We start from the raw sequence: 24,039 nt of genomic DNA on the forward strand, positions 1-24,039 counted from the left end.
AATTAGTTATTTAGTGCTTAAAAGTAAGCAAAAAAAAAGCCTCTATTAGAGGCTTTTTGAATTTATGTTTTTAATATTCATCTTCGTTCCAAAGATAATCCTCCTCGGTAGGATAATCTGGCCAAATTTCTATGATGGAATCGTAAATCTCACCTTCATCTTCGATATCCTGTAGATTCTCTACCACCTCTAACGGAGCACCGGTACGAATTGCGTAATCGATTAACTCATCTTTAGTAGCTGGCCAAGGTGCATCTGCTAAATAAGATGCTAATTCAAGTGTCCAATACATTTCTAAATGTTTTTAGTGTTTTGCAAAAATAAAATTTAAACTGAAAAAGTCAAGTTTTTTTTTGAAAATGTAAGAGTTAATAAAAAAAGAACTTTAAAGCTTCTTAGGAATCCATTTTACCTCGTCCGCTTTTAAAAGCAGAGTCAACTTTCGTGCCAACACAAAAAGATAGTCAGAAAGTCGGTTAAGGTATATTAAAATACTTCCATCAATAGGTTCTTCTTCATTTAAGGAAACGCTTAAACGCTCTGCTCTTCTACATACACAGCGTGCTATGTGACAGAATGACACGGTTTGATGACCGCCAGGTAAAATGAAGTGGGTCATTTGCGGAAGCTGTTCGTTCATAGTGTCCATTTCTTGTTCAAGAAATTCTATTGAACTTATATCGATTTTAGGAATGTTTAATCTTTCTTTTCCATTTTTTAAAATTTCTTTTTCTGGAGGAGTTGCAAGCATAGCTCCAAGAGTGAATAATTCGTCTTGAATTTTAATCAAAGCGCTTTTAGAAATATCATCAATATCTTGATCTCTAATAAGCCCTACGTAAGAATTTAATTCATCAACGGTTCCATAGCTTTCTATTCTCAAATGATATTTAGGAACTCTTGTTCCTCCAAATAAACCTGTAGTTCCTTTATCACCAGTTTTTGTATAAATTTTCATTAATTTCGTTTGATCTTTATTAACGTTAGATGAAGATATTAATTTTCTTCATTATGTACTCTAAGTTTAAGAAACTTTTAGCTTTTCTAGAATAAATTCAGGACATCTCATAGGTCTCATCGTTTCACCGTTAAGAAATGCTAAAATCGTACTTCCAGTGCATACTATTTCTTGATATTGATTTTTAATTTCATAATCAAATTCTATTTTAACACTTGGGTTGTTTTTTAGTATGGTTGAAATGGTTAATTCATCATCGTAATATGCTGATTTTTTAAAGTTACAATTCAATGAAATTACGGGAAGTATAATTCCTGTTTTTTCCATATATTTGTATGTAATTCCGAGGGAGCGGAGCCATTCTGTTCGACCAATTTCAAAGTATTGTGCATAATTTCCGTGATAAACTACCCCCATCTGATCAGTCTCGCCATATCGAACCCTTACAATTGAATTGTGTGTAATTTTCATTTAATGTTTTATGCGAATCTTACGTAAAAAAAAAATAATAATCAATACCAATTTGATTTTTTTTTACTGAATTTTATTCACACTTTTGTTTACCCGTAGGGAGGGTAAATAATATATTTTTTTTGCAATTATTATTGTTGCGAACGTAATTTTTTTTCTTAAAAACTTAAATGAATAAATCTGCTGAATTAGTTTGGTTCAATTGCTTGTCTTTTATAAAAGACAATATTAAACCTCAGGCTTACAAAACATGGTTCGAACCTATAAAACCTGTTAAGTTGTCTGGAGAGGCATTAACTGTACAAGTTCCTAGTAAGTTTTTTTATGAGTGGTTAGAAGAACACTATATTAAGTTATTAAGAGTTGCTCTTATAAAAGAGTTGGGGGAGCATGCTAAGTTAATTTACGATGTTCGTATGGAGAATACTTACAGTAGTAATAGTCCTCAAACAGTAAAGATTCCTAGTTCTAACAGAAACCCTTTAAAACCTCAAAAAGTTACGGTTCCCTTAGAATCTAAAAGAGAACTTAAAAATCCGTTTATAATACCAGGTTTACAAAAAGTTAAAATTGAATCACAATTAAATCCTAATTACAATTTTGAGAATTTTGTGGAAGGAGATTCAAATAGACTTGCACGTTCAGCAGGAATTGCTGTTGCGAATAAACCAGGAGGAACTTCATTTAATCCATTATTAATTTATGGTGGAGTTGGATTAGGGAAGACACACCTAGCACATGCAATTGGTGTTGATATAAAAGATAAGTATCCAGATAAAACCGTTCTTTATATTTCATCTGAAAAGTTTACACAGCAGTTTATTGATTCTGTAAAGTCAAATACCAGAAATGATTTTATTCATTTTTATCAAATGATTGATGTTTTAATTATTGATGATGTTCAGTTTTTATCGGGTAAAGCAGGGACACAAGATGTGTTCTTCCATATTTTCAATCATTTACATCAAAATGGAAAACAGGTAATTTTAACTTCAGATAAAGCACCTGTTGATATGCAAGATATTGAGCAACGTTTATTATCTCGTTTCAAATGGGGATTGTCTGCAGAATTGCAAAATCCGGATTATGAAACACGTATTTCAATTTTACAGCGTAAGTTGTTTAGAGATGGTGTAGAAATGCCAGAAGATATAGTTGAATATATTGCTAAGAATGTAAAATCCAATGTTAGAGAATTGGAAGGTGTAATTATTTCTATGATTGCACAAGCTTCTTTTAATAGAAAAGAATTTACTTTAGAGTTAGCAAGGCAAATTGTAGATAAGTTTGTTAAGAATACGAAGAAAGAAGTTTCTATAGATTATATTCAAAAGGTAGTTTCTAAGTATTTTGATATGGATGTTGCAACGCTTCAATCAAAAACAAGAAAACGTCATGTTGTTCAGGCTCGACAATTAGCAATGTATTTTGCAAAACGTATGACAAAATCTTCTTTGGCTAGTATTGGAAGTCAAATAGGACAAAGAGATCACGCGACAGTATTACATGCTTGTAAAACAGTTGATAATTTAACTGAAACTGATAAGCAATTTAGAAAGTACGTTGAAGACTTAACTAAGAAATTAACATTCTAATAAAACACGTATTTATATGAGAATACTTATGGTATGCTTGGGGAATATTTGTCGTTCGCCATTGGCAGAAGGTATTCTAAGATCCAAAATTTTAACTAGTGCTACAAGCATTGATTCAGCAGGAACTTCAGGTTTACATGAAGGCGAATTACCTGATCTAAGATCAATTGCTGTAGCAAAATTAAACGGAATAGACATTACAGATCAAAGATCACGTAAATTCAAAGTTGATGATTTTGATAATTTTGATTTAATTTATGTTATGGATCAAAGTAACTATCAAAATATTTTAGATATTGCGAGAAATAGCGACGATGAATCTAAAGTTAAAATGATTTTGAATGAATCAAATCCTGGAGAAAACTTAGATGTTCCTGATCCATATTATGGAGGAGACAAAGGCTTTGATAATGTTTTTAGAATGCTTGATGAAGCTTGTACAATTATAGCTTCAAAAATTCAATAGATAATTTATGTTAGGTAAACTTTATTTAATTCCAACAACTTTAGGAGATACTGAACCTTTAGAGGTTATGCCAATTTCTGTAAAGAAAGTAATAGAGACCTTAGATCATTTTATTGTTGAAAATGAGAAAACGGCGAGAAGATATATTAAAAGAATCACACCTAGTAAAGTGCAAGCAGAGTTACATTTCATGAAAATTGATAAATTTTCACATGAATTAGAAACAAGAAATTATCTTGATGTTTGCCAGGAAGGAGTTTCTGTGGGAGTTTTATCTGAGGCTGGGGTTCCTGGAGTAGCGGATCCAGGAGCAACTATTGTGAAACAAGCTCATGAGAAAGGAATTCAGGTGATTCCTTTAGTAGGTCCTTCTTCAATTTTATTAGCTATGATGGCTTCTGGAATGAACGGACAGAATTTTGCTTTTAACGGTTATTTACCAATTGATAAATCAGACAAGAAAAAAGCAATTAAAGAACTTGAAAGATTGTCTAGAGATAAAAAGCAGTCCCAAATATTTATAGAAACTCCTTATCGTAATGGAAAAATGTTGGATGATTTAAGAGCTACATTACAAGCAAATACAAGATTGTGTGTGGCTTGTGATATTACATTGCCTTCAGAATACATTAAAACATTACCTGTTTCAAAATGGAAATCAGAAAATCCAGACTTACACAAAAGGCCCGCGATTTTCATCATACAGGCCTAATATTATTCATTAATAAGTAATTTTCTATTTTTAAACAGTAGCTTTTTTGTCAGCCTTGATGTGAGATACATCGTATCCTGCAAATTTCTTTAAATAGGATTCAATTGAAGTTCCATAGGAGTCTTTAAACTCAAAATTACCGTAAGAACGTAAAAACTTTTTAACATTTCCCGCGCCGGCTAAATGCGCCGCTGCAAGTATTCCAGACTCAGTAATGGAAATTCCTTTAATACGTTTTCCAACGAAACGGGAAATATCCCTTCTTAAAATCCATTTATTCACCTTACAAAGAGCAGTGAAAGCCTTTTCTTGTAGTTCAGGGTTTTTCAGGAATTTTTGTGTATCATAAATTTTAAAACGGCGTAATGTTCCTTTTCCAAATTGATACTTCCCTAAATACCCTAATGTATTAACTACTGTATATCTTCCTTGTGATTCTTTGAAAGCTAATGCTTCTTTAAAACCTATGAAATTCTTTTCAAGGATTAATAGCTCTGTATTGGTAACAGTAGTGTTGTAGTTTATTGGCTTCGTTTTTTCAGATGTTTTTCCCTTTTTATCTGTAAAACTGAATAGTGTTATAAAAATTAAAAATGCCCCTAATTTTCTGATAATTAATATACTTTCTGTTTAGCGGGCGCAAATATATGACAAAAATACGCTCTAAAACAAAAGTTGAAATTTCGTATAATTATAGGTTTTATTGAATTTATATTTTTAAAGAGTAAATTTTGAAGATAAAATAACAGAGATAAAGAGTTTATTGTTAAATTATCTTAATTCAGGTCTATAAATTAGAGATAATTTTTTGTTAAAATTATCGCTTAATTCCTTGATTATTAATCCATCGCTGATATTTTTTAGCATTTCTGTTATGTTGCCCTAAGGTTTTAGCGAATTCATGAAAACCAATTTTATCCACACTAGCACACATAAAATAGTAGTCGTGCTCGACTGGGTTTAAAACAGCTTCAATTGATGATATATCAGGCATTGATATTGGAGCAGGAGGTAAGCCCACTTTCTTATAAGTATTATATGGAGAGTTTTTGGTGTTCTCAATATCTCTAAATAATACACGTTTTACCATAAAGTCTTGTCCGTTAATTTGTTTTAACGCATAAATTACTGTTGGATCAGCTTCTAAAGGCCATTTATTTTTAAAACGATTTAAATATAAGCCTGCAACCATAGGTCGTTCTGAAACTTGTGCGGTTTCTTTTTGAACGATTGAAGCTAAAGTAATTACTTGATCTTCTGATAAACCAAGTTTGCTAGCTTTATCTAATCTCGATTTATTCCAAAACTTGTTGTATTGATTGAGCATTTTCTTTCTGAAATTCTCAGGAGAGGTGTTCCAGTAAATTTCATATTGATTAGGGATGTACATTCCAAGAACAGATTTATCCGTAAAATCATTTTCTTGTAGAAATTTTGGTTCTCTAAATACATTTAATAAAGAAATACTATCTGCTTCTATTTGTTGAGCAATTCTTCCAGCAAATTTTTCTAATGTATCTTGGTTATTAAATGTTACTTTGATTGCTGTTTGATTTCCAGAACGAAAAAGATTAACTAATTCATTCATATTCATTCCTTTTTTAACAACATACATTCCTCCTTTAGGTTTGTTGAATTTTTTCAAATCTGCCACCCAAAGAAAATCTTCGTAATTATTTATAACTCCTTCTAATGAGGTTTTTAAATCATTCATTGTACTGTTTGATTTAATAAATATTGAAGTTTCTTTTTTTACTGCATTTGAAAAAATTTTGTTGTAAAAATAAATTCCTACTACTCCAGATGTAAAAAGTAAGATTCCAAGTATAATGATGATTTTATTTTTCATTGATGAATTGAAATAATATTTCGTCTTTAAAGTATCCTTTTGAAAATAACCAGTCTTTTTTAACTCCAACCTGTTTAAAGTTATGTTTTTTAAATAGCGATATGCTTTTTTTATTATCAATAGCAATATTAGCAAATAATTGGTGTAAATTAAGATTTGTAAAACTATAATTTAGTAAGATCTTCAAAGCTTCACTAGCAAAACCATTGTGCTGATAATTTTCATGAATTACAATTCCAATTCCAGCTCTTTTGTGTTGTGGATTAAAATCAAATAAATCAATTAAACCAATTGGTTGTTTATTAGATGAGTCTTCGATAACTAATCTTAATTGTTTCGCCTCGTAAATGTCCAAATGGCAATTTTCGATATATTGTTTCAATAAAAATTTTGAAAAAGGAGTTTGTGTATGACTAACCTCCCAAAAGAGTTCGTTGTTTTCAATTTGAAAAAGAAAATCTAAATCCTCAGGTTCAATAGCTCTCAAACTTATGTTTTGCCCAACTAATGTTCGCATTAAATCTTAATTTGTCCTTTAAAAACTAATTCTGCTGGACCTTTTAAAAATACGTTTTTATACACGTTGTTTTCTACATCAAAAGATATAGCAAGTTGTCCACCTTCTACTTGAATGTTAATATCGGTAGCTTTCGTTCTATTGGTTTTATGCATTGCAATTGCTGCAGCCGTAGCTCCGGTTCCGCATGCTAAAGTTTCGTCTTCAACTCCACGTTCATATGTTCTTATTCTAAACGAATTAGAATTGAGTTGTTCAACAAAATTAACATTACTACCTTCTGAGCCATAAATATCATTACGAATTTGTTTTCCTTTTTCATAAACATCGAAAGAACCGATGTGTTCTACAATTTCGACATGATGAGGAGACCCTGTGTCAGTAAAAACAAATCCGTTCTCATTTTTAACATCATTCACATCAACCATTTGTAATGAAACAATTCCGTTCTTAATAGTTGCATGATGCAAACCATCAATTGCAATAAAAGTAGTTTGGTTTTCAATAATGTTTAATTGCTTTGCAAAAGCGACAATACATCGCCCACCATTTCCACACATGGTACTTTGGTTACCATCTGCATTGAAATACACCATTCTAAAGTCAGTATGCTCGTCATTTTCCAGTAAGATTAATCCATCCCCACCTACTCCAAAATTACGATCACACAATTTGTTGATAAGCTCCTTCTTTTCCTTTGGGAAAAAAGAAGTTCTATTATCAATCATTACAAAATCATTACCAGTTCCTTGGTACTTATAAAACTCTAAATTCATTAGAGCAAATATACGTATTTACATAGGAAAATAGGATTGTTAAATGGCGGTTAAAGTCCGTTAAAGAGAAGTTAAACAGATTGTGTTAAAATGTTAAAATTGTATATTTGATTAGCTTAAAAATTTAATAATTATGAAAAGAGTTTTAGGAATATTGACTATTGCATTTTTGGGAGGAGTTTCATCACTCGGAGCTTACAAAGCTTTTATTGAAAAACCACAAGTTATTGTTGAGAGAACTGTCGAGCCGGAACTTCAAACAGTGAATTCTAATTATACACCGGCTGTATTAAATTCATCTTCGGTTCCAACAGATTTTACGGAAGCTGCGGAAAAAACAGTGAATACTGTAGTTCATGTAAAAAATACAGCTATTAAAGAAGTTTATAATCCTTTTGAAGAGTTTTTTGGAACAGGAAATGGTAAAAGGAAACAAGAAAGAATTGGAACTGGAAGTGGAGTAATTATATCATCTGATGGTTATATCGTTACTAATAACCACGTAATTGAAGGAGCAACAGAATTAGAAGTTACACTTAATAATAAAAAGAAATACAAAGCTCAGTTAATTGGCTCGGATGATAAAAATGATATTGCATTATTAAAAATTGAATCTGAAATTGATTTACCATATATAACATTCGGTAATTCAGATAACGCCAAAATAGGTGAATGGGTTTTAGCAGTTGGAAATCCTTATAATTTAAATTCGACTGTAACAGCTGGGATCGTGAGTGCCAAAGGAAGAGATTTGCAAGGAAATTCAAATATAGATGCTTTTATTCAAACGGATGCTGCAGTGAATTCTGGAAATAGTGGAGGAGCACTAGTAAATACCAGAGGAGAGTTAATAGGAATCAATACAGCAATTAGTTCAAGAACAGGGTCTTTTATTGGATATTCTTTTGCTGTACCTTCAAATATTGCAAAGAAAATAATAGATGACTTATTAGAATTTGGTAATGTTCAAGAGGCATTGATCGGTTTTGAACCTGATTACAAGAAGTCTAAAGAAATTGAAGGTGTGAAAGTAAAAGTTGTTAATGAGGATAGTGGAGCTTTTAAGGCTGGAATAAAAGCTGGAGATATTATAACTAAAATAAACAATGTTAAAATTACCAAGTTCTCTGATTTAAAAGGCCAATTAACAGCTAAAAGACCTGGGGAGTCAGTAAATATAACTGTCAATAGAAATGGGGAGCCATTGATTAAGACCGTTGTATTAAGTAAAAGAGATACATATTTATCTGCTAATTTTGGTGTAGTGTTAAAGGATGTAACAAATGATGATAAGAAGAAATACGACATTAAAGGTGGAGCTAAAATTGTAGTAACTGATAATAAAGCCTTTGAATATTATAATGTAGGGAAAGGATACATTATAGTTAAAATTAATGGTGAAAATATTGAAAATGCATCAGAAGCTGTGAATATACTAAACAAATATGGAGTTTCGATGAATAGAATGTATTTAGAGATTCTGAATTTAGACGGAGAAATAGAAAGATATAAATTTTAAAAAATTAGAAGAATCAAAAACTCGATAATATTACTATCGAGTTTTTTTAGGTTTTTTAGGTTACGAAATCGTTTGAAATAACTATTTTTGCACCAAATTTTTAAAAATTTAGTTAACACAACTATGTCAACAATAACAAATTACGAAAAAGAAGTGGTAAATCAAGCTCAGGTTCGAAGAGCTACTACTGAATTTATTAATATTGTAAACGATTTATGGTATGATAAATCAATTGAATTAGTGTTGTTTAGAAACCCATTAGTGGATAAAAGAGCTAGTGAAGTTTTAAACTTGATCAATTACGCTAAGGAGTTTGTTACAAAGCCCATTACAATAGAAGATGCTTTAAACATCGCAAAGGCTATTCAATCAATTGACTTACCAGCTTCTAAATTAGATATCGGAAAATTAGCATATGAGTATTATCTAATCGAAAATACTGACGTAGATACTATTGATTTTGTAAAGAATCAGTTAAAAGATGCAACTGATGCAAATGCTATTCAACCAAAAGACGTTGTACTTTACGGTTTTGGTCGCATCGGTCGTTTATTAGCAAGAGAATTAAGTTCTAAAATGGGCAAAGGTTCTCAATTAAGGTTAAGAGCTATTGTTACTCGTGGCAAAATTGATCAGTCGGTATTAGAAAAAAGAGCATCACTTTTAAGTATTGATTCTGTTCATGGAGATTTCTTAGGAACCGTTCAGATTGATGCAGATAACAATTCTCTGGTTATCAATGGAACTACAGTGCATATGATTTCTGCTGTAGGGCCTGAAGATATTGATTATACAGAATATGGAATTAATGATGCTTTAATTATTGATAATACAGGAGCTTTTAGAGATAAGGAAGCTTTAAGTCGTCATTTACAAGCTAAAGGAGCGAGTAAAGTTTTATTAACTGCCCCAGGTAAGGGAGTTCCAAATATTGTTCATGGAGTAAACCATTTAGAAAATAATCCAGATTTAATAGATATTTTCTCTGCTGCATCTTGTACTACAAATGCAATAACACCAGTTTTAAAAGTATTAGAAGATAATTTCGGAATTAAGAAAGGACATTTAGAAACTATTCATGCATATACGAACGATCAAAACTTAGTGGATAATATGCATAAAAAATACCGTAGAGGTAGGGCGGCAGCTTTAAATATGGTAATCACTGAAACAGGAGCTGGGAAAGCAGTTTCTAAGGCATTACCTGCATTAGAAGGAAAATTAACTTCTAATGCAATTAGAGTGCCCGTTCCTAACGGTTCGCTAGCTGTTTTAAATTTACAGTTAAATTCAGAAACTACTGTTGAAGCAGTTAATGCAATAATGAAGCAATATGCTTTAGAGGGAGATTTAGTGGAGCAAATTAAATATTCATTAAGCAATGAATTGGTATCCTCTGACATTCTTGGTACAACAGCTCCTTCTATTTTTGATAGTAAAGCTACGATTGTAGATGGAGATACAATTGTAATTTACGTTTGGTATGATAACGAATACGGTTATTCTCACCAAGTGATGCGTTTGGCTAAGCACATAGCAAAAGTTCGTCGATATACCTATTATTAGTAGACAACTAGTATTTCAACTTTCAAAATCCGAGGTGTTAACTTCGGATTTTTTTTGTTTAAAAGTAGTAAATTGCACTTCAAATTTTATAAGCTAAAATGATGAAGTCCTTTGTATCTGTAATTGCATTTTTGTTTATGTTTAATCAGGTTAAAGCCCAAGATTTACCTTATTATGAAATTCCGGAAAGTTCGGAGAATTATTCTGCCGGAGCAGTAGCGAGTAGAATGATTGATGGGTTAGGTTTTAGATTTTATTGGGCTTCTGAAGGTTTAACAGAAAAGGATTTACAGTTTAAACCAACCTCAAAATCTAGATCTTCAAGAGAAACAATTGATCATATATTAGGTTTATCACAAGTGATTTTAAATGCGGCTGAAAATAGACCAAATGGTGCTAAACAATTAGAATTGTCTTTTGCAGAAAAAAGAGTTAAGATTCTTAATAATTTGAAAAAGGCAAGTGATATTTTAAAGATACAAACAGATTTAGCAGAATTTAAAATAATTTTTGGAGACAAAGCATATCCTTTTTGGAATGCAATTAATGGTCCGATTGCCGATGCTTTGTGGCATTGCGGACAGATTGTTTCTTTCAGACGATCATCAGGAAATCCATTTCCAAAAGGAGTTAGTGTGTTTACAGGTAAATTGAGAAAATAATGACAGTGGAAGAAAAGGTATTAGCTTTAAGAGAAGAGCTAAACAAACATAATTATAATTATTACGTATTAGATAGTGCTACAATTTCTGATTATGAGTTTGATATAAAATTGAAAGAACTCCAAAAATTAGAAGAACAGCATCCAGAATTTTTTGATGAGAATTCTCCTACACAAAGAGTGGGAGGTCAAATCACTAAAAACTTTAATACCATTGCGCATAAGAATAGAATGTATTCTTTAGATAACTCTTATTCTAAGGAAGATTTATTAGATTGGGAAAAACGTATTCAAAAAATGTTGGGTACTACAGATATTGAATACACTTGCGAGTTAAAGTATGATGGAGCTTCAATAAATCTGACTTATGAAAACGGAAAATTCGTTCGTGCAGTAACAAGAGGAGATGGTGTTCAAGGTGATGAAGTAACTACAAATATTAGAACTATAAAGTCTATTCCTTTAGTTTTGTCAGAGGATTTTGTTGCTGATTTTGAAATGCGAGGAGAGATAATTCTTCCTCTAGAAGGCTTCAATTTAATGAATGAAGAAAGAGTGTTAAATGGAGAAGAACCATACAGAAATCCAAGAAACACCGCTAGTGGTAGCTTAAAGTTACAGGATAGTGGAGAAGTGGCAAAACGACCGTTAGACTGTTTACTTTATCAGGTGGTTACTAACGAAAGAAAATATAAAACTCATTTTGAAAGTTTAGAAGCTGCTAGAAAATTTGGCTTTAAAGTTCCGCATACGATAGAATTAGCAAAATCGATCGATGAAGTTTTAGATTTTATAAATCGTTGGGATGAAAAACGACATGATTTACCATATGAAACTGACGGTGTGGTTGTTAAGGTGAATTCTTTACAACAACAAGATGAATTAGGATATACTTCAAAATTTCCAAGATGGGCAATTGCCTATAAGTTTAAAGCAGAGCAAGTTTCAACTGTATTAAATGAAATAACCTATCAAGTCGGAAGAACAGGAGCAATTACTCCGGTTGCCAACTTGGAGCCAGTTCATTTAGCAGGAACAATTGTCAAAAGAGCATCTTTGCATAACTCAGATCAAATTGAGAAATTAGATGTTAGAGTTGGTGATACGGTTTATGTGGAAAAAGGAGGAGAAATTATTCCTAAGATTATGGGAGTTGATTTAACATTGAGACCTTCAGATTCTGAGCCGACTCAATATGCAACTCATTGCCCAGAATGTGGAACAGAATTAGTTCGTAATGAAGGAGATGCTAAACATTATTGTCCGAATGAATTTGGTTGTGCACCGCAAATCACAGGAAGAATTCAACATTATATTAGTCGTAAGGCTATGAACATAGATGGTTTAGGTGGTGAAACAGTAGAATTACTTTATAAAGAAGGATTGGTTGAGAATTTTGCTGATTTATACGAGCTGAAAGTGGGACAAATTATTCCATTAGAGAGAATGGCTGAGAAATCAGCACAGAATATGATTGATGGAATTGCTAAATCAAAAAAGATACCTTTTGAAAAGGTTTTATTTGCCTTGGGAATTAGATTCGTAGGAGAAACCGTTGCAAAAAAATTAGCAAAGCACTTTAAATCAATTGATAATTTGCTGAATGCTAACTTTGACACATTAATTGCTGTTGATGAGATTGGAGAGAAAATAGCTGAAAGTGTATTGATCTTTTCAAAAGATGAAAAGAGTTTGGCAATAATTGAACGTTTAAAATGTTATGGAATTCAATTAGAAATATCACAAGAACAGTTACAAAACCAGACTAATAAATTAGAGGGAAAAACTATTGTTGTATCAGGAGTATTTCATCAGATGAGTAGAAGTGAACTTAAAAAAAACATTGAAGATAATGGTGGAAAGGTGGGTAGTTCTATTTCAAAGAAAACTTCGTTTATTGTAGCTGGAGATAATATGGGACCTAGTAAATTAACAAAAGCTCAGAATTTAGGAATTGATATTGTTTCAGAAGACGACTTTATTAATATGATTAAATAATAAGCTTGTTGAAGTTTAAAAATATAAAATATTCACTTTTTGTACTATATGGATTTATATGTATACTAAGCTTCTATTTAATTATTATTAATCATAAATATAAGTTTGAAATTAAGCCGTTTCCAACTTTAATTTTGTTTACATTATACTCGGTTGAAACAAAGAAATATACATTAACTTATATTGGTTTTTTACTGTTGAGTTTAATAGGTGATGTTTTAACGTCTATTTCACATGGTTTTAATCTTGGTATTATAATTTACGGAATTTCCTATCTTTTATTGGCAAATGAAATTCGAAAATACCTAAAAAAAGAAACGTATAAGATGCTCTTTTCTTATCTGATACTTTTTGGATTTTTGTTTTCAGTTGTTTACATATTTGTGCTAAATGATCCGGGAAACTCTATGCTGCCAATTATATTTTACGGTATTTGTATTTGTTTGGTAACATCTTTCATTCTTATTAATTATATTGAAAATATGGAACACGCTAATTTTTTATTGTTAATTGCAATAGGTTTCCGTATCATTTCAGATTCTATTTACGCGATTGTTTTATTCAGTAAAACAGATGTTTATTTTGATATTTTCTCATTGAGTACTTTATTGATATCAAACTTTATGTTTTACCGTGGTTTCCTGTTCAATGAACAAAAAGTTACTGATTTTTTTGATGGAATAAAATAACCGCCATGGGTTTAATTAATTTTTAGCATTATTGAGATTATTCTATAAAATAGTATTATTGTTAGGTTTTGTTTTTACAAGTTTCCTGTATTTGTACATGATTGGTACAGTGGAAACTAGTAATAATATTTTGAGAAATTCGACAAAGCCAATTCCTATTATTGTTTTATTACTAATGTATAGTTTTAGCAGTAATAAAAGAGACTCTTTGATTACCTCTATGTTTCTTTTGATTGTTATTGCAGATATTATTAGTTCTGCTTTAGACTTGTTTTGGTTAGCAATATTTATTTATGGAATCAGTAATTTGTTATTAGTTAAAATGATGTTAGAAACATTATCTAAGCAAGGTAAGAAGGAAGTCCCAGCTTATTTTGTTTTGTCTGTTATTTTATTTTTAATTGTATTTGTATTCGTAATTCAGGATAAAGGTGATTGTTATTTTTCTATACTTTTTTATGGAATAACAACTTCTCTATTATTCACTGTCGGGTTATTGAATTTCAAGTTTAAAATGATTTATGCAAATGGATTACTATTTTATACAATATGTATTAGAGTTATATCCGACTGTATTTATGCAGTGGTAATTTTTAACATATCAAATATTTATTACGACTTAGTATCATTATCAATATGGTTAATTTCATGTTTTTTATTTTATAAGTCGTTTATTTTAAGAGAAGAAAAATTAATAGATTAATGGTACAGGTAAATCAACATAACAGTAAAAAAGTATTAGTTTTTTCAATTTTATTCTTCTTAGTTTCTGTATTGGAACTTACTGGAGTTTATCAGAAAAAAATAGTTTTAGAGTTCATTTTTAAACCATTGTTAATGGTTTCATTGGCGGCTTTCTATTTAGTTTCTGTTAAGAAACCAAGTTTTTTATATCTTTCTGCCTTATTCTTCTCTTTTTGGGGCGATCTATTGTTGCTTTTTCCTGAAAAATTCTTTGTATTAGGGTTAGTTTCTTTTTTAATCACACACCTTATTTACATTAAGGTTATAAAAGGTTTTTTACAAAAGTTATCTATTATCACATTTATGAAGTATGGTATTATCTTTTTGGTTTATTTTGGAGCAATTGTATTTTTTATTAAAGATAATTTGAATGAATTACTTATTCCTGTTATTGTCTATGGTTTAGTGATTTCATCATTCGGAACTTTTGCTTTGATTAACTATTTAAAGAATAAAGCAACCGAAAATCTTTGGTTGTTTATTGGTGCTATAATTTTTATTTTATCTGATAGCACAATTGCTATAAATAAGTTTTATTTGATTCAGGCAGATTTAGGAATGATTATTATGATTACTTATATTGTTGCCCAGTATTTTATTTGTAAAGCCATAATTTCTAAATCCTTGAATTCTGAATTATAAATTTAAAAAAGGAATTGTATTTCTATCTTGAAATTATAAATCCCTCCAGCTAATAAAGTAATTACAGCCATAATGAAAAGTAAACCATCATCATTATTGTGTTAAATTCCAATTATGGTCAAATGAGAAAAAATAGCTCCACTCATTAAACCAACGGTTAAATCAGTTCTTAACCAAACTCCTTTGGGAATAATTAATACGATTTGAGAAGTTGGTTTAAAATTCCCATTCTAATTTGCATTAACTGTTCTCTTTCCTAAGCGACTTCTGTAAATAAATCAAAATTTCTTTGTGTCCAGAAAACTTTAAGAATAAAGTTTTAAAAACAATGACTACGATGATTAATTTTAGGAGTTCGTATTAATTTTTTTAATGCCAATATTATGTAAAAATGTAGATTCTGAAACCTATCTAACTTACACTATAATCACTTTTCCATCTGAAGATTTATTTTTGTCAGCATCAAAATAGAAATCAATTCTACCAAGATTTACACCGTAAGCACCTACCTGATTCACCAATACATTTTCATTATTGAGATTCTTTACTAAAGTTGGTTTTGGTAAAAATGTATGCGTATGTCCTCCAATAATTAAATCAATATTTTTTGTTGATTTAGCTAAATTTAAGTCTGAAATTTTTTCTGGGTTTCTTTTGTAATAATAACCTAAGTGAGATAAACAAATAACTAAATCACATTGCTTTTCTTCCTTTAAAACTCTACTCATATCTTGAGCAATTTCAACTGGATCTAAATAAGTAGTTTCTTTAAACATTTTTGGGTCAACTAAGCCAGTTAACTCCACTCCTAAACCAAAAACACCAATTTTAATTCCATCACGAACAAAAATTTCGTAAGGTTTTACGTGAGTGTCTAAAACAGTGTTTTTAAAGTCGTAATTCGCAGATAAAAAACTAAACTTCGCGTGAGGTAATTGTTTGTATAATCCATCGATACTATTATCAAAATCATGATTTCCGATTGTTGCCGCATCATATTTCATCATACTCATCAACTTGAACTCTAATTCACCACCGAAATAATTGAAATATGGTGTTCCCTGAAAAATATCTCCAGCATCTAGTAGTAAAGTATTCGGGTTGTTTTTTCTAATTTCAGTTACAACGGAAGCTCTTCGAGCTACACCACCTTGATTTGCGTATTTGTAATGAGAGCCCTCAAAAGGGTCAATGTGACTATGTGTGTCGTTTGTATGTAAAATGGTGATTTTCGTTTGCTTTTTAGTCGTGAAACTAGGTAGAGTTAATCCTCCTAGAGCAGTGAATGCAGAAGCAGCAGTAGTTTGTTTTAAAAATTTTCTTCTATCCATTTTACTGTTTTTTAAATCGTTCGTTTAAATTACTTATTAATGTATCTTTACTCTTAAAATAATCGATAATTGCATTTCTAACTTTATAATCGAGTTTGTGCAAGGTCACTGGATTTTTAAAGAAATCCATTTTATCACCACCACTTTGTAAATAGTCCGAAGTTAAAACGAAATAATTACGGCTGTTATCAAAAGAATCACCATTTATTGATAATGAATAATTTTCGTTTTTTACACTAAGCTTTATTTGTTTTGATAAAGGATGAGCTTTATTATTTTTAATCAGATAGGTCACTAATTCTTTTATTTTTTCTGGTTTAAGTTCAACAACAACTAAACTATTTTCAAAAGGCATTAACTCAAAAGCATGTTTATTCGTTACTTCACCCGCAGGAATTCCGGCACGAATTCCTCCGTAATTAAACATTGCAAAATCTATGTTTTTATTTGTTTTTTTATTGAAAATAGGATTTGCTCTTTCGAAGGACAAGTCTGCCATTAGATTTCCTAAACTACTTTCTAATTCACCATCGGTTCTAACTAAGTCTTTTTTAGTATAAGTAATTACGGTGTTAATAGACGTTTCCATTTTATCTCTAAAAGGAGCAATTATATTTTCAATACTATTATCTGGGGATAAAGTAGAATCAACTTTAATTGATTTCGCTGTAATTTTTACCAATGACTTTTTCGCTTCTTCACAGTTGAAAAGGAAAAGTAGGCAAAAAGAAAAAAGTATTTTTTTCATTAATTGTAATATTTGTTGAGAATTATATGGCTAAAATACGATATTATAGAAGAAAGAAAAGTTATCATGATTATTTAGCGAAATGAATAAAATCAATAAAATTTAACAGTATAAAAAAAAATGTATATTCTCTAAACAAACATAATTACTTCTGAAATAAAGCAGTAATTTTATCCTCAAATTATAAAAGAGTAATGCAAAAATTTAAAGGGACAGGAGTTGCATTGGTAACTCCTTTTTTGGAAAATGGTTCTATTGATTTTGATGGATTAGAGAGATTAGTAAATTATCAAATTGATAATGGTATAAATTATTTAGTTGTGTTAGGAACCACAGGAGAGCCAGCAACTTTAACTAGAGAAGAGAAAGAAGCTGTAAAGACAAAAATAGTTGAAGTGAATAACGGTAGATTACCATTAGTGTTAGGTATTGGAGGGAATAATACAGCTGCTGTTGTTGAAGAGATTAAAACTACAGATTTGTCAAGTTTTGATGCTATTCTTTCAGTTTCTCCGTATTATAATAAACCAACTCAAGAAGGAATTTATCAGCATTTTAAGGTTGTGGCAGAGTCAACCGATAAACCGATCATATTATACAATGTACCAGGTAGAACATCTTCAAATATGTCACCTGAGGTAGTTGTTCGTTTAGCAAAAGATTTCGATAACGTTATTGCAGTGAAAGAGGCAAAAGGTGATATGGTACAAGCAATGAAAATAATTCAGCATGCTCCAAAAGACTTTTTAGTCATATCAGGGGATGATATGATCGCTCTTCCAATGGTTTTAGCAGGTGGAGCAGGAGTAATAAGTGTAATTGCACAAGGTTTACCTGAAAAGTTCTCTAAGCTAATACAACTTGGTTTACAAGGAAAGCCTTACGAGGCTTATGAGTTTCATTACAAAGTTGCTGATAGTATTGATTTGATTTTTGATGAAGGAAATCCTGCAGGAATAAAATCTATGCTGCAAAAGTTAGGGATTTGTGAAGATGAGGTAAGATTACCATTAGTGAAGGCTTCGGAAGAATTACAAACACAAATTTCAGATTTTATTGACCATCAGTAAATACATTTGTATCATAAGAAAATATATTAAGCTCATAGTCTAGAATTATGAGCTTTTTTGCATCTTTGTTATAGTAAATTTAGAATTATGTTATCAGAAAAAATAGAGTCTGCTTTAAACAAACAAGTACAAATAGAAGCACAATCATCACAAGTATATTTGGCAATGGCGTCATGGGCTGAAGTTCAGGGTTTTGAGGGAGTGTCACAGTTTATGTATGCGCACTCAGATGAAGAACGTATGCACATGTTGAAGTTAGTAAAGTTTATAAATGAAAGAGGTGGGCATGCTATGGTTCCTGCTTTAGAAGCTCCATCACCTAAGTTTGGTTCTTTTAAAGACATGTTTCAAAATTTATTTGATCACGAAGTAATGGTTTCCAAGTCAATTAATGATTTAGTACATGTTACATTGCAAGAAAGAGATTACGCGACACATAACTTTTTACAGTGGTATGTTGCTGAGCAAATTGAAGAAGAAGCTTTAGCTCGAACAATTTTGGATAAGATTAATTTAATTGGAGATGATAAAGGAGGATTATACTTGTTTGATAATGATGTCAAGCAACTGGTAGGTCAAGAAAATGCTCCGCAATAAACATTTAACAAAAGTTTTATAACATTTTAGCTTTAATTATGCGTTCTTGTACACGAACTCGCACGAACGAATTCATTTTAATAATACATAATTAATTACTAATTTTGCAAAATGCAAAAAATGAATAGAAATATATATTTCGTTTTAACTTTACTTGTACTTGCTTCTTGTGGAGAGTACCAAAAAGTATTGAACAAAGGTACAATCGAAGAGCAGTATAAGATGGCTGTGAAAATGTACGAAGCGAAGAAGTATAGTAAAGCATTACGCTTATTTGAAAAAGTTACTCCAGCATACCGTAATAAACCTCAAATGGAAAGGATACAGTATATGGTAGCTAATTCAAACTTTAATGAAAAGAATTACAGTATAGCAGGATACTATTTTAATCGTTTTTCTCAAAACTATCCAAAAAGTAGTAAAAAAGAGGAAGCTGACTTTTTATCTGCACTAAGTTATTATAAGGCTGCACCAGTTTACAGTAAGGATCCCACAGATACAAACAAAGCCATTGAATCTTTTCAATCTTTCATTGATGCGTATCCTGATTCTCCTCGTTTAAGTGAAGCGAATAAATACTATAACGAGTTGCAGTATAAATTAGAAACCAAAGCCTTTGAGATAGCAAAAGGTTATTACAGAACTGCACAAACAGATCCAAGAAATTATAGAGCGGCAATAACAGCTTTCGATAATTTATTGACGGATTATTTAGGTACTCGTTACAAAGAGGAAGCTTTGTATTTACGATTCAAGGCAGCACACGATTTAGCTGTGAAAAGTAAAGTAAGAAGAAAAGAAGAACGTATTAAAAATGCTTTAAAAGCATACGAAAAATTAAAACGTAATTTTCCAGAAACGAAGTACGGAAAGGAAACTGAAGGAATGGTTTCTACTCTTAATACAGAGCAAGATAAATTAAAGCAATTAATAGTTAATAGTAAAAGTTAAATATGAATTATAAAGAAACGAAAGCAGCTGCTACAACGGTAACTTATGATAGAGAAGCCATAGAAGCATCGACTAATAACATTTACGAAGCGATTTCTATTATAGCAAAGAGAGCAACTCAAATCAATTCTGATTTAAAAAAAGAACTAGTTGATAAGCTTGATGAATTTGCTACCTATAACGATAGTTTAGAAGAAGTTTTCGAAAATAAAGAACAAATTGAAGTTTCTAAATTTTATGAGCGTTTACCAAAGCCAACGGCAATCGCTGTTGAGGAATGGTTAAACGAAAGAGTTTATCATAGGTCTCCAGACAATAAGTAATTAAATGTCTGTACTTCAAGGAAAAAAAGTACTACTAGGTATTACAGCTGGTATTGCGGCTTATAAAACGGCTAGTTTAGTACGTTTATTTATAAAATCAGGCGCAGAAGTCAAAGTAATTATGACTCCTGCGTCTAAAGATTTTATAACACCTCTAACACTTTCTACACTCTCAAAAAATCCTGTTCTTTCTGCTTTTTATGATCAAGAGGATGAAAATGAACTTTGGAATAATCATGTTGAATTAGGTCTTTGGGCAGATTTCATGTTAATTGCCCCAGCTACAGCGAATACGTTATCTAAAATGACAAATGGTGTTTGTGATAACTTATTGTTAGCAACCTATTTGTCATCGAAATGTCCTGTTTATTTTGCTCCTGCTATGGATTTGGACATGTATAAACATCAGTCAACGAAAAACAGTTTAGAAAGTTTACAAAGTTTTGGTAATATCATGATTCCTGCAACCTCTGGGGAATTAGCTAGTGGATTAGTCGGTGAGGGAAGAATGGAGGAACCTGAGGATATTATTAGTTTTATTGAAAGAGATATGCTTTCAAAATTACCATTGAAAGGGAAGAAACTATTATTAACAGCTGGTCCTACTTTTGAAGCAATTGATCCTGTCCGTTTTATCGGTAATCATTCTTCTGGTAAAATGGGATTTGAAATAGCAAAGGTTGCTGCAAATTTGGGAGCAGAAGTATTTTTGATTTCAGGACCATCTCATCAAAGTGTAAATCATTCTTTAATTCACAGAATTGATGTAACTTCTGCGGAACAAATGTATGATGCCTGTTATGAATATTATAATGATGTTGATATTGCAATACTATCAGCAGCCGTTTCTGATTATAGACCAAAAAATATTGCAGATCAGAAAATAAAAAAGAAAGATGCTTCGTTAGTTATAGAATTAGAGCCAACTAAAGATATTTTAAAATCTTTAGGGAAGGTAAAAAAGAATCAATTTCTAGTCGGTTTTGCTCTAGAAACAAATGATGAAGTTTCTAACGCTAAAAAGAAAATTGAAAGTAAAAATCTAGACATTATTGTTCTTAATTCTTTAAGAGATAAAGGAGCTGGTTTTGCAGGAGATACAAATAAAATCACTATTATTGATTCGGATTTTAATGAAACAGTGTATACTTTGAAATCAAAAAGCGATGTAGCTGTGGATATTATTAATGAAATAATTAAAAGAATCAATGCGTAAATTAGCCTTTTTTATTTTTGTTTTACTTGGATCCATGCAAATTAGTATTGCTCAGGAAGAGTTGAATGCTGTTGTAGTTGTTAATGCAGATAGAGTTCAAAGCACAAACAAACAGGTTTATACTACTTTGGAACAATCAATAACAGAATTCATCAATCAAACTAGATGGACCAATAAGAAAGTACTTCCACAAGAGAGAATAAATTGTGCTTTTACGATTATTATAAATGAACAAAATGGGAATAATTTCACAGGAAGTATTCAAGTACAATCGGCAAGACCAGTTTATAATGCTTCTTATGAAACTACGTTATTAAATATTAATGACACAAATTTTAGTTTTCAGTACAACGAGTTTGAACCATTAATTTTTAATCCAAACAGTTTTGATTCTAATTTAGTTTCAGTAATTGTATTTTATGTATATACAATCTTAGGAGTGGATGCTGATACTTTTGCTTTAAAAGGTGGTGATAACTATTTGAAACAAGCTCAAAATGTAATGCTTCAAGCTCAACAAAGTGGTGATGCGGCATGGCAGAATGATGTTGGTGAACAAAATAGATTTACGTTGATAGACAACTTGTTATCTTCTAAGTTTAGTGTTTTAAGAACCATTTATTACAATTACCATCGTAAAGGAATGGATACTTTTACAGAGAAAGAAGCTCAAGCAAAGAAAGTCATTGCTGATAGTTTGATAGAATTAGAGAAGCTTTTTAATATTACAGTAGGTAATTATATGATTCGTATTTTCCTAGATGCCAAATCCGATGAAGTTGTTAATATTTTTTCGAACGGAAAATCTTCTGGTAGCGAATTAAAATTAAAAGAAACCTTAGAACGCATTGCACCTACGCAAAACAGTAAGTGGAAAGAAATTAAGCTATAGTTACTAGTTTAAAGTTTTTACGTAAATCAAATTGTATACTTTTTATTTTTACAAAATTCCTTATTTTTACGGGCTATAAAAGATAGCTTTTGTTACATCATTTATCAATACAAAATTACGCCTTAATAGATGAATTATCTATCGATTTTTCTGATGGATTGTCTATAATTACTGGAGAAACAGGCTCGGGAAAGTCAATTCTTTTAGGAGCTTTAGGATTAGTTCTGGGTAATAGAGCAGATCTAGGCTCTTTAAAGAATAACGATTCAAAATGTATAATTGAAGCCGAATTTGATTTAACGGCATACGTACTTCAAGATTTTTTTGAAGCAAATGATTTGGATTATGAAGATAAAACAATCATTAGAAGAGAAATTTTACCTTCTGGTAAATCAAGGGCATTCGTAAATGATACTCCTGTAAATTTAAGTTCATTAAGTGAGTTAAAATCGAAATTAGTAGATATTCATTCGCAACATCAAACATTACAAATTTCGGATGCGTTGTTTCAGTTTTCTGTTATTGATGCTTTAGCAAAAAATGATAAAAGAGTGGCCTCATATAAAAGAGGATTGAAGAAATACAATAAACTTTTAAAGGAACTACGTTTATTAAAAGAAAATCAGGAGAATGAGAAACAGCAATACGAATACAATTTACATTTATTCAAAGAGTTAGAGGAGGCTAATTTTAAAGAGAATGAACAAGAAGTTTTAGAAGGAAAGCTAGATGTTTTAAATAATGTGGAGGATATAAAAACTAGTTTATCGGAAGCATTGCAAATAACGACTAATGAAGAAGTTGGAGCTCAAAATTTATTGTATTCTCTTGAAAATACTTTACACAAGGTAAGTGCATTTTCGAAAGATTATCAAGAATTGTATAATCGTGTTGCAAGCATTAAAATAGAATTAGATGATGTTGTTGTTGAGCTCGAACGCTCTAACGAAACGGTTGATTTCAATCCGAATGAATTAGAGATTGTTAACGAACGATTGCAATTAATTTATTCTTTACAAAAAAAGCACCAGATTTCTTCGTTGAAAGAATTATCAACAATTCATCAAGAATTAGCGGACAAAGTAAGCGGTGTAGAAAATGCTTCTGACATTATTAATAAAAAGCAACAAGAAGTAGATGATGTTGCTAAAAAATTAGATGAAGTTGCATTATTAATCTCAAATCAGAGAAATAAGGCAGTTCCTAAATTAAAGAAAGAATTAGAGTTTTTATTGTCAGAATTAGGAATGCCAAATGCTCGCTTTTCTATTGCAGTAAATCCTTCAGAACAATATTTTAACAACGGTAAGGACGAATTGGCATTTTTATTTTCAGCAAATAAAGGAGGGAATTTTGGAGAGCTGAAAAAAGTTGCCTCTGGAGGTGAATTATCCAGAATTATGCTTTCTATCAAGAAAATTCTATCAGAAAATATAAAACTGCCAACCATTATTTTTGATGAAATAGACACTGGAGTTTCCGGTGAAGTTTCTAATAAAATAGCTAACATAATGCAACAAATGAGTCAATATATGCAGGTAATAGCGATTACGCATTTACCTCAAATAGCCTCAAAAGGAAAATCTCATTACAAAGTATTTAAAGAAGATAAAAACGGTAAAACCGCATCTAATTTAAAATTACTTTCAACAGATGAGAGAATAATTGAAATTGCTGAAATGTTGAGTGGAAAGGATTTTTCAGAAAGTGCATTAACACATGCGAAAGAACTATTAAATTAACAGGTT

Annotated in this window: 26 protein-coding genes; 17 read left to right on the top strand and 9 right to left on the bottom strand. The window is 30.8% G+C overall.

All coding sequences use genetic code 11. The annotated features are described in order from the left end of the window. Nucleotides 1–70: 70 nt before the first annotated feature. From BTO06_RS05945 to BTO06_RS05955, 3 genes are all read right to left on the bottom strand, one after another. Nucleotides 71–292: a DUF2795 domain-containing protein gene (locus BTO06_RS05945; protein WP_100924424.1), complete on the bottom strand. Its 222-nt coding sequence runs from the start codon at nucleotides 290–292 to the stop codon at nucleotides 71–73. A 93-nt stretch (nucleotides 293–385) separates the two neighbouring features. Then, a complete protein-coding gene (locus BTO06_RS05950; RefSeq protein WP_100924425.1) occupies nucleotides 386–958 on the bottom strand; it encodes a cob(I)yrinic acid a,c-diamide adenosyltransferase in 573 nt (190 codons plus the stop codon). A gap of 66 nt (nucleotides 959–1,024) precedes the next feature. Beyond that, the gene (locus BTO06_RS05955) at nucleotides 1,025–1,429 is read right to left on the bottom strand and encodes an acyl-CoA thioesterase (RefSeq protein ID WP_100924426.1); all 405 of its coding nucleotides are present in this window, start codon (nucleotides 1,427–1,429) and stop codon (nucleotides 1,025–1,027) included. A 170-nt stretch (nucleotides 1,430–1,599) separates the two neighbouring features. Here BTO06_RS05955 and dnaA point away from each other — a divergent pair, with 170 nt between their 5' ends. The 3 genes from dnaA to BTO06_RS05970 are packed head-to-tail and all read left to right on the top strand — an operon-like array spanning nucleotide 1,600 to nucleotide 4,202. Continuing rightward, on the top strand, nucleotides 1,600–3,024 hold the full coding sequence (dnaA, locus tag BTO06_RS05960) for a chromosomal replication initiator protein DnaA (protein ID WP_100924427.1): 1,425 nt from the start codon (nucleotides 1,600–1,602) through the stop codon (nucleotides 3,022–3,024). Between the two features lie 16 nt (nucleotides 3,025–3,040). After that, nucleotides 3,041–3,490, top strand: coding sequence for a low molecular weight protein-tyrosine-phosphatase (locus tag BTO06_RS05965; protein ID WP_232731523.1), 450 nt, complete (start codon nucleotides 3,041–3,043; stop codon nucleotides 3,488–3,490). Nucleotides 3,491–3,497: 7 nt separating this feature from the next. After that, a complete protein-coding gene (locus BTO06_RS05970) occupies nucleotides 3,498–4,202 on the top strand; it encodes an SAM-dependent methyltransferase (protein ID WP_100924429.1) in 705 nt (234 codons plus the stop codon). 30 nt (nucleotides 4,203–4,232) lie between these two features. On the opposite strand, the gene BTO06_RS05975 is transcribed toward BTO06_RS05970, so the two are convergent. The 4 genes from BTO06_RS05975 to dapF form a co-directional block, all read right to left on the bottom strand. Further along, a complete protein-coding gene (locus tag BTO06_RS05975; protein ID WP_100924430.1) occupies nucleotides 4,233–4,817 on the bottom strand; it encodes a peptidoglycan-binding protein LysM in 585 nt (194 codons plus the stop codon). A gap of 202 nt (nucleotides 4,818–5,019) precedes the next feature. Beyond that, nucleotides 5,020–6,051 (bottom strand): endolytic transglycosylase MltG, encoded by a 1,032-nt coding sequence (mltG, locus tag BTO06_RS05980; protein ID WP_100924431.1) that lies wholly within the window; start codon nucleotides 6,049–6,051, stop codon nucleotides 5,020–5,022. Then, nucleotides 6,041–6,568, bottom strand: a complete 528-nt coding sequence (locus tag BTO06_RS05985; protein WP_100924432.1) for a GNAT family N-acetyltransferase — start codon at nucleotides 6,566–6,568, stop codon at nucleotides 6,041–6,043. The genes mltG and BTO06_RS05985 overlap by 11 nt, the downstream gene beginning before the upstream one ends. Continuing rightward, complete coding sequence (gene dapF / locus BTO06_RS05990; protein ID WP_100924433.1) at nucleotides 6,568–7,344, bottom strand: diaminopimelate epimerase; 777 nt, start codon at nucleotides 7,342–7,344, stop codon at nucleotides 6,568–6,570. Before dapF ends, BTO06_RS05985 begins: the two co-directional genes overlap by 1 nt. A 133-nt stretch (nucleotides 7,345–7,477) precedes the next feature. On the opposite strand from dapF, the gene BTO06_RS05995 reads away from it, so the two are divergent. The 7 genes from BTO06_RS05995 (at nucleotide 7,478) to BTO06_RS06025 (ending at nucleotide 15,163) form a co-directional block, all read left to right on the top strand. Continuing rightward, nucleotides 7,478–8,863, top strand: coding sequence for a trypsin-like peptidase domain-containing protein (locus BTO06_RS05995; protein WP_100924434.1), 1,386 nt, complete (start codon nucleotides 7,478–7,480; stop codon nucleotides 8,861–8,863). A 123-nt stretch (nucleotides 8,864–8,986) separates the two neighbouring features. Further along, nucleotides 8,987–10,429: a glyceraldehyde-3-phosphate dehydrogenase gene (locus tag BTO06_RS06000; RefSeq protein ID WP_100924435.1), complete on the top strand. Its 1,443-nt coding sequence runs from the start codon at nucleotides 8,987–8,989 to the stop codon at nucleotides 10,427–10,429. Nucleotides 10,430–10,527: 98 nt separating this feature from the next. Next, entirely contained in the window at nucleotides 10,528–11,091 is a 564-nt protein-coding gene (locus BTO06_RS06005; protein ID WP_232731524.1) for a DinB family protein, read from the top strand. Further along, nucleotides 11,091–13,088: an NAD-dependent DNA ligase LigA gene (gene ligA / locus BTO06_RS06010; RefSeq protein WP_100924437.1), complete on the top strand. Its 1,998-nt coding sequence runs from the start codon at nucleotides 11,091–11,093 to the stop codon at nucleotides 13,086–13,088. The genes BTO06_RS06005 and ligA overlap by 1 nt, the downstream gene beginning before the upstream one ends. 134 nt (nucleotides 13,089–13,222) lie before the next feature. Further along, on the top strand, nucleotides 13,223–13,777 hold the full coding sequence (locus BTO06_RS06015; RefSeq protein WP_157811757.1) for a lysoplasmalogenase family protein: 555 nt from the start codon (nucleotides 13,223–13,225) through the stop codon (nucleotides 13,775–13,777). Nucleotides 13,778–13,907: 130 nt separating this feature from the next. Next, nucleotides 13,908–14,480 carry a hypothetical protein gene (locus BTO06_RS06020; RefSeq protein ID WP_157811758.1) on the top strand — a complete coding sequence of 191 codons (573 nt, stop codon included), beginning with the start codon at nucleotides 13,908–13,910 and terminating at the stop codon, nucleotides 14,478–14,480. Next, nucleotides 14,480–15,163 (top strand): lysoplasmalogenase, encoded by a 684-nt coding sequence (locus BTO06_RS06025; protein ID WP_100924440.1) that lies wholly within the window; start codon nucleotides 14,480–14,482, stop codon nucleotides 15,161–15,163. Before BTO06_RS06020 ends, BTO06_RS06025 begins: the two co-directional genes overlap by 1 nt. Before the next feature lie 416 nt (nucleotides 15,164–15,579). Here BTO06_RS06025 and BTO06_RS06030 read toward each other — a convergent pair whose 3' ends face one another. Beyond that, nucleotides 15,580–16,494, bottom strand: coding sequence for a bifunctional metallophosphatase/5'-nucleotidase (locus BTO06_RS06030; protein WP_100924441.1), 915 nt, complete (start codon nucleotides 16,492–16,494; stop codon nucleotides 15,580–15,582). Nucleotide 16,495: 1 nt separating this feature from the next. Next, nucleotides 16,496–17,242, bottom strand: coding sequence for a 5'-nucleotidase C-terminal domain-containing protein (locus BTO06_RS06035; protein WP_100924442.1), 747 nt, complete (start codon nucleotides 17,240–17,242; stop codon nucleotides 16,496–16,498). A gap of 194 nt (nucleotides 17,243–17,436) precedes the next feature. Between BTO06_RS06035 and dapA the strand changes: the two genes are divergently transcribed. From dapA to recN, 7 genes are all read left to right on the top strand, one after another. Next, entirely contained in the window at nucleotides 17,437–18,312 is an 876-nt protein-coding gene (gene dapA / locus BTO06_RS06040; RefSeq protein WP_100924443.1) for a 4-hydroxy-tetrahydrodipicolinate synthase, read from the top strand. 87 nt (nucleotides 18,313–18,399) lie between these two features. Further along, complete coding sequence (locus BTO06_RS06045) at nucleotides 18,400–18,909, top strand: ferritin (protein WP_100924444.1); 510 nt, start codon at nucleotides 18,400–18,402, stop codon at nucleotides 18,907–18,909. 120 nt (nucleotides 18,910–19,029) lie between these two features. Then, nucleotides 19,030–19,860 carry an outer membrane protein assembly factor BamD gene (locus BTO06_RS06050; protein WP_232731525.1) on the top strand — a complete coding sequence of 277 codons (831 nt, stop codon included), beginning with the start codon at nucleotides 19,030–19,032 and terminating at the stop codon, nucleotides 19,858–19,860. 2 nt (nucleotides 19,861–19,862) lie between these two features. Continuing rightward, entirely contained in the window at nucleotides 19,863–20,183 is a 321-nt protein-coding gene (locus BTO06_RS06055; protein WP_100924446.1) for a DNA-directed RNA polymerase subunit omega, read from the top strand. A 4-nt stretch (nucleotides 20,184–20,187) separates the two neighbouring features. Continuing rightward, complete coding sequence (gene coaBC / locus BTO06_RS06060; protein WP_100924447.1) at nucleotides 20,188–21,399, top strand: bifunctional phosphopantothenoylcysteine decarboxylase/phosphopantothenate--cysteine ligase CoaBC; 1,212 nt, start codon at nucleotides 20,188–20,190, stop codon at nucleotides 21,397–21,399. Further along, nucleotides 21,392–22,291, top strand: a complete 900-nt coding sequence (locus tag BTO06_RS06065) for a type IX secretion system protein PorD (RefSeq protein ID WP_100924448.1) — start codon at nucleotides 21,392–21,394, stop codon at nucleotides 22,289–22,291. Before coaBC ends, BTO06_RS06065 begins: the two co-directional genes overlap by 8 nt. 89 nt (nucleotides 22,292–22,380) lie before the next feature. After that, nucleotides 22,381–24,033: a DNA repair protein RecN gene (gene recN, locus BTO06_RS06070; protein WP_100924449.1), complete on the top strand. Its 1,653-nt coding sequence runs from the start codon at nucleotides 22,381–22,383 to the stop codon at nucleotides 24,031–24,033. Nucleotides 24,034–24,039 lie beyond the last annotated feature (6 nt).

The organism is Tenacibaculum sp. SZ-18 (assembly GCF_002813915.1).
Classification (GTDB): Bacteria; Bacteroidota; Bacteroidia; order Flavobacteriales; family Flavobacteriaceae; genus Polaribacter.

Coding starts and splice junctions, on each gene's coding strand:
- BTO06_RS05945 (WP_100924424.1), bottom strand. CDS start 292: ATGTATTGGACACTTGAATTAGCATCTTATTTAGCAGATGCACCTTGG.
- BTO06_RS05950 (WP_100924425.1), bottom strand. CDS start 958: ATGAAAATTTATACAAAAACTGGTGATAAAGGAACTACAGGTTTATTT.
- BTO06_RS05955 (WP_100924426.1), bottom strand. CDS start 1,429: ATGAAAATTACACACAATTCAATTGTAAGGGTTCGATATGGCGAGACT.
- dnaA (WP_100924427.1), top strand. CDS start 1,600: ATGAATAAATCTGCTGAATTAGTTTGGTTCAATTGCTTGTCTTTTATA.
- BTO06_RS05965 (WP_232731523.1), top strand. CDS start 3,041: ATGAGAATACTTATGGTATGCTTGGGGAATATTTGTCGTTCGCCATTG.
- BTO06_RS05970 (WP_100924429.1), top strand. CDS start 3,498: ATGTTAGGTAAACTTTATTTAATTCCAACAACTTTAGGAGATACTGAA.
- mltG (WP_100924431.1), bottom strand. CDS start 6,051: ATGAAAAATAAAATCATCATTATACTTGGAATCTTACTTTTTACATCT.
- BTO06_RS05985 (WP_100924432.1), bottom strand. CDS start 6,568: ATGCGAACATTAGTTGGGCAAAACATAAGTTTGAGAGCTATTGAACCT.
- dapF (WP_100924433.1), bottom strand. CDS start 7,344: ATGAATTTAGAGTTTTATAAGTACCAAGGAACTGGTAATGATTTTGTA.
- BTO06_RS05995 (WP_100924434.1), top strand. CDS start 7,478: ATGAAAAGAGTTTTAGGAATATTGACTATTGCATTTTTGGGAGGAGTT.
- BTO06_RS06000 (WP_100924435.1), top strand. CDS start 8,987: ATGTCAACAATAACAAATTACGAAAAAGAAGTGGTAAATCAAGCTCAG.
- BTO06_RS06005 (WP_232731524.1), top strand. CDS start 10,528: ATGATGAAGTCCTTTGTATCTGTAATTGCATTTTTGTTTATGTTTAAT.
- ligA (WP_100924437.1), top strand. CDS start 11,091: ATGACAGTGGAAGAAAAGGTATTAGCTTTAAGAGAAGAGCTAAACAAA.
- BTO06_RS06025 (WP_100924440.1), top strand. CDS start 14,480: ATGGTACAGGTAAATCAACATAACAGTAAAAAAGTATTAGTTTTTTCA.
- BTO06_RS06030 (WP_100924441.1), bottom strand. CDS start 16,494: ATGGATAGAAGAAAATTTTTAAAACAAACTACTGCTGCTTCTGCATTC.
- BTO06_RS06035 (WP_100924442.1), bottom strand. CDS start 17,242: ATGAAAAAAATACTTTTTTCTTTTTGCCTACTTTTCCTTTTCAACTGT.
- dapA (WP_100924443.1), top strand. CDS start 17,437: ATGCAAAAATTTAAAGGGACAGGAGTTGCATTGGTAACTCCTTTTTTG.
- BTO06_RS06045 (WP_100924444.1), top strand. CDS start 18,400: ATGTTATCAGAAAAAATAGAGTCTGCTTTAAACAAACAAGTACAAATA.
- BTO06_RS06050 (WP_232731525.1), top strand. CDS start 19,030: ATGAATAGAAATATATATTTCGTTTTAACTTTACTTGTACTTGCTTCT.
- BTO06_RS06055 (WP_100924446.1), top strand. CDS start 19,863: ATGAATTATAAAGAAACGAAAGCAGCTGCTACAACGGTAACTTATGAT.
- coaBC (WP_100924447.1), top strand. CDS start 20,188: ATGTCTGTACTTCAAGGAAAAAAAGTACTACTAGGTATTACAGCTGGT.
- BTO06_RS06065 (WP_100924448.1), top strand. CDS start 21,392: ATGCGTAAATTAGCCTTTTTTATTTTTGTTTTACTTGGATCCATGCAA.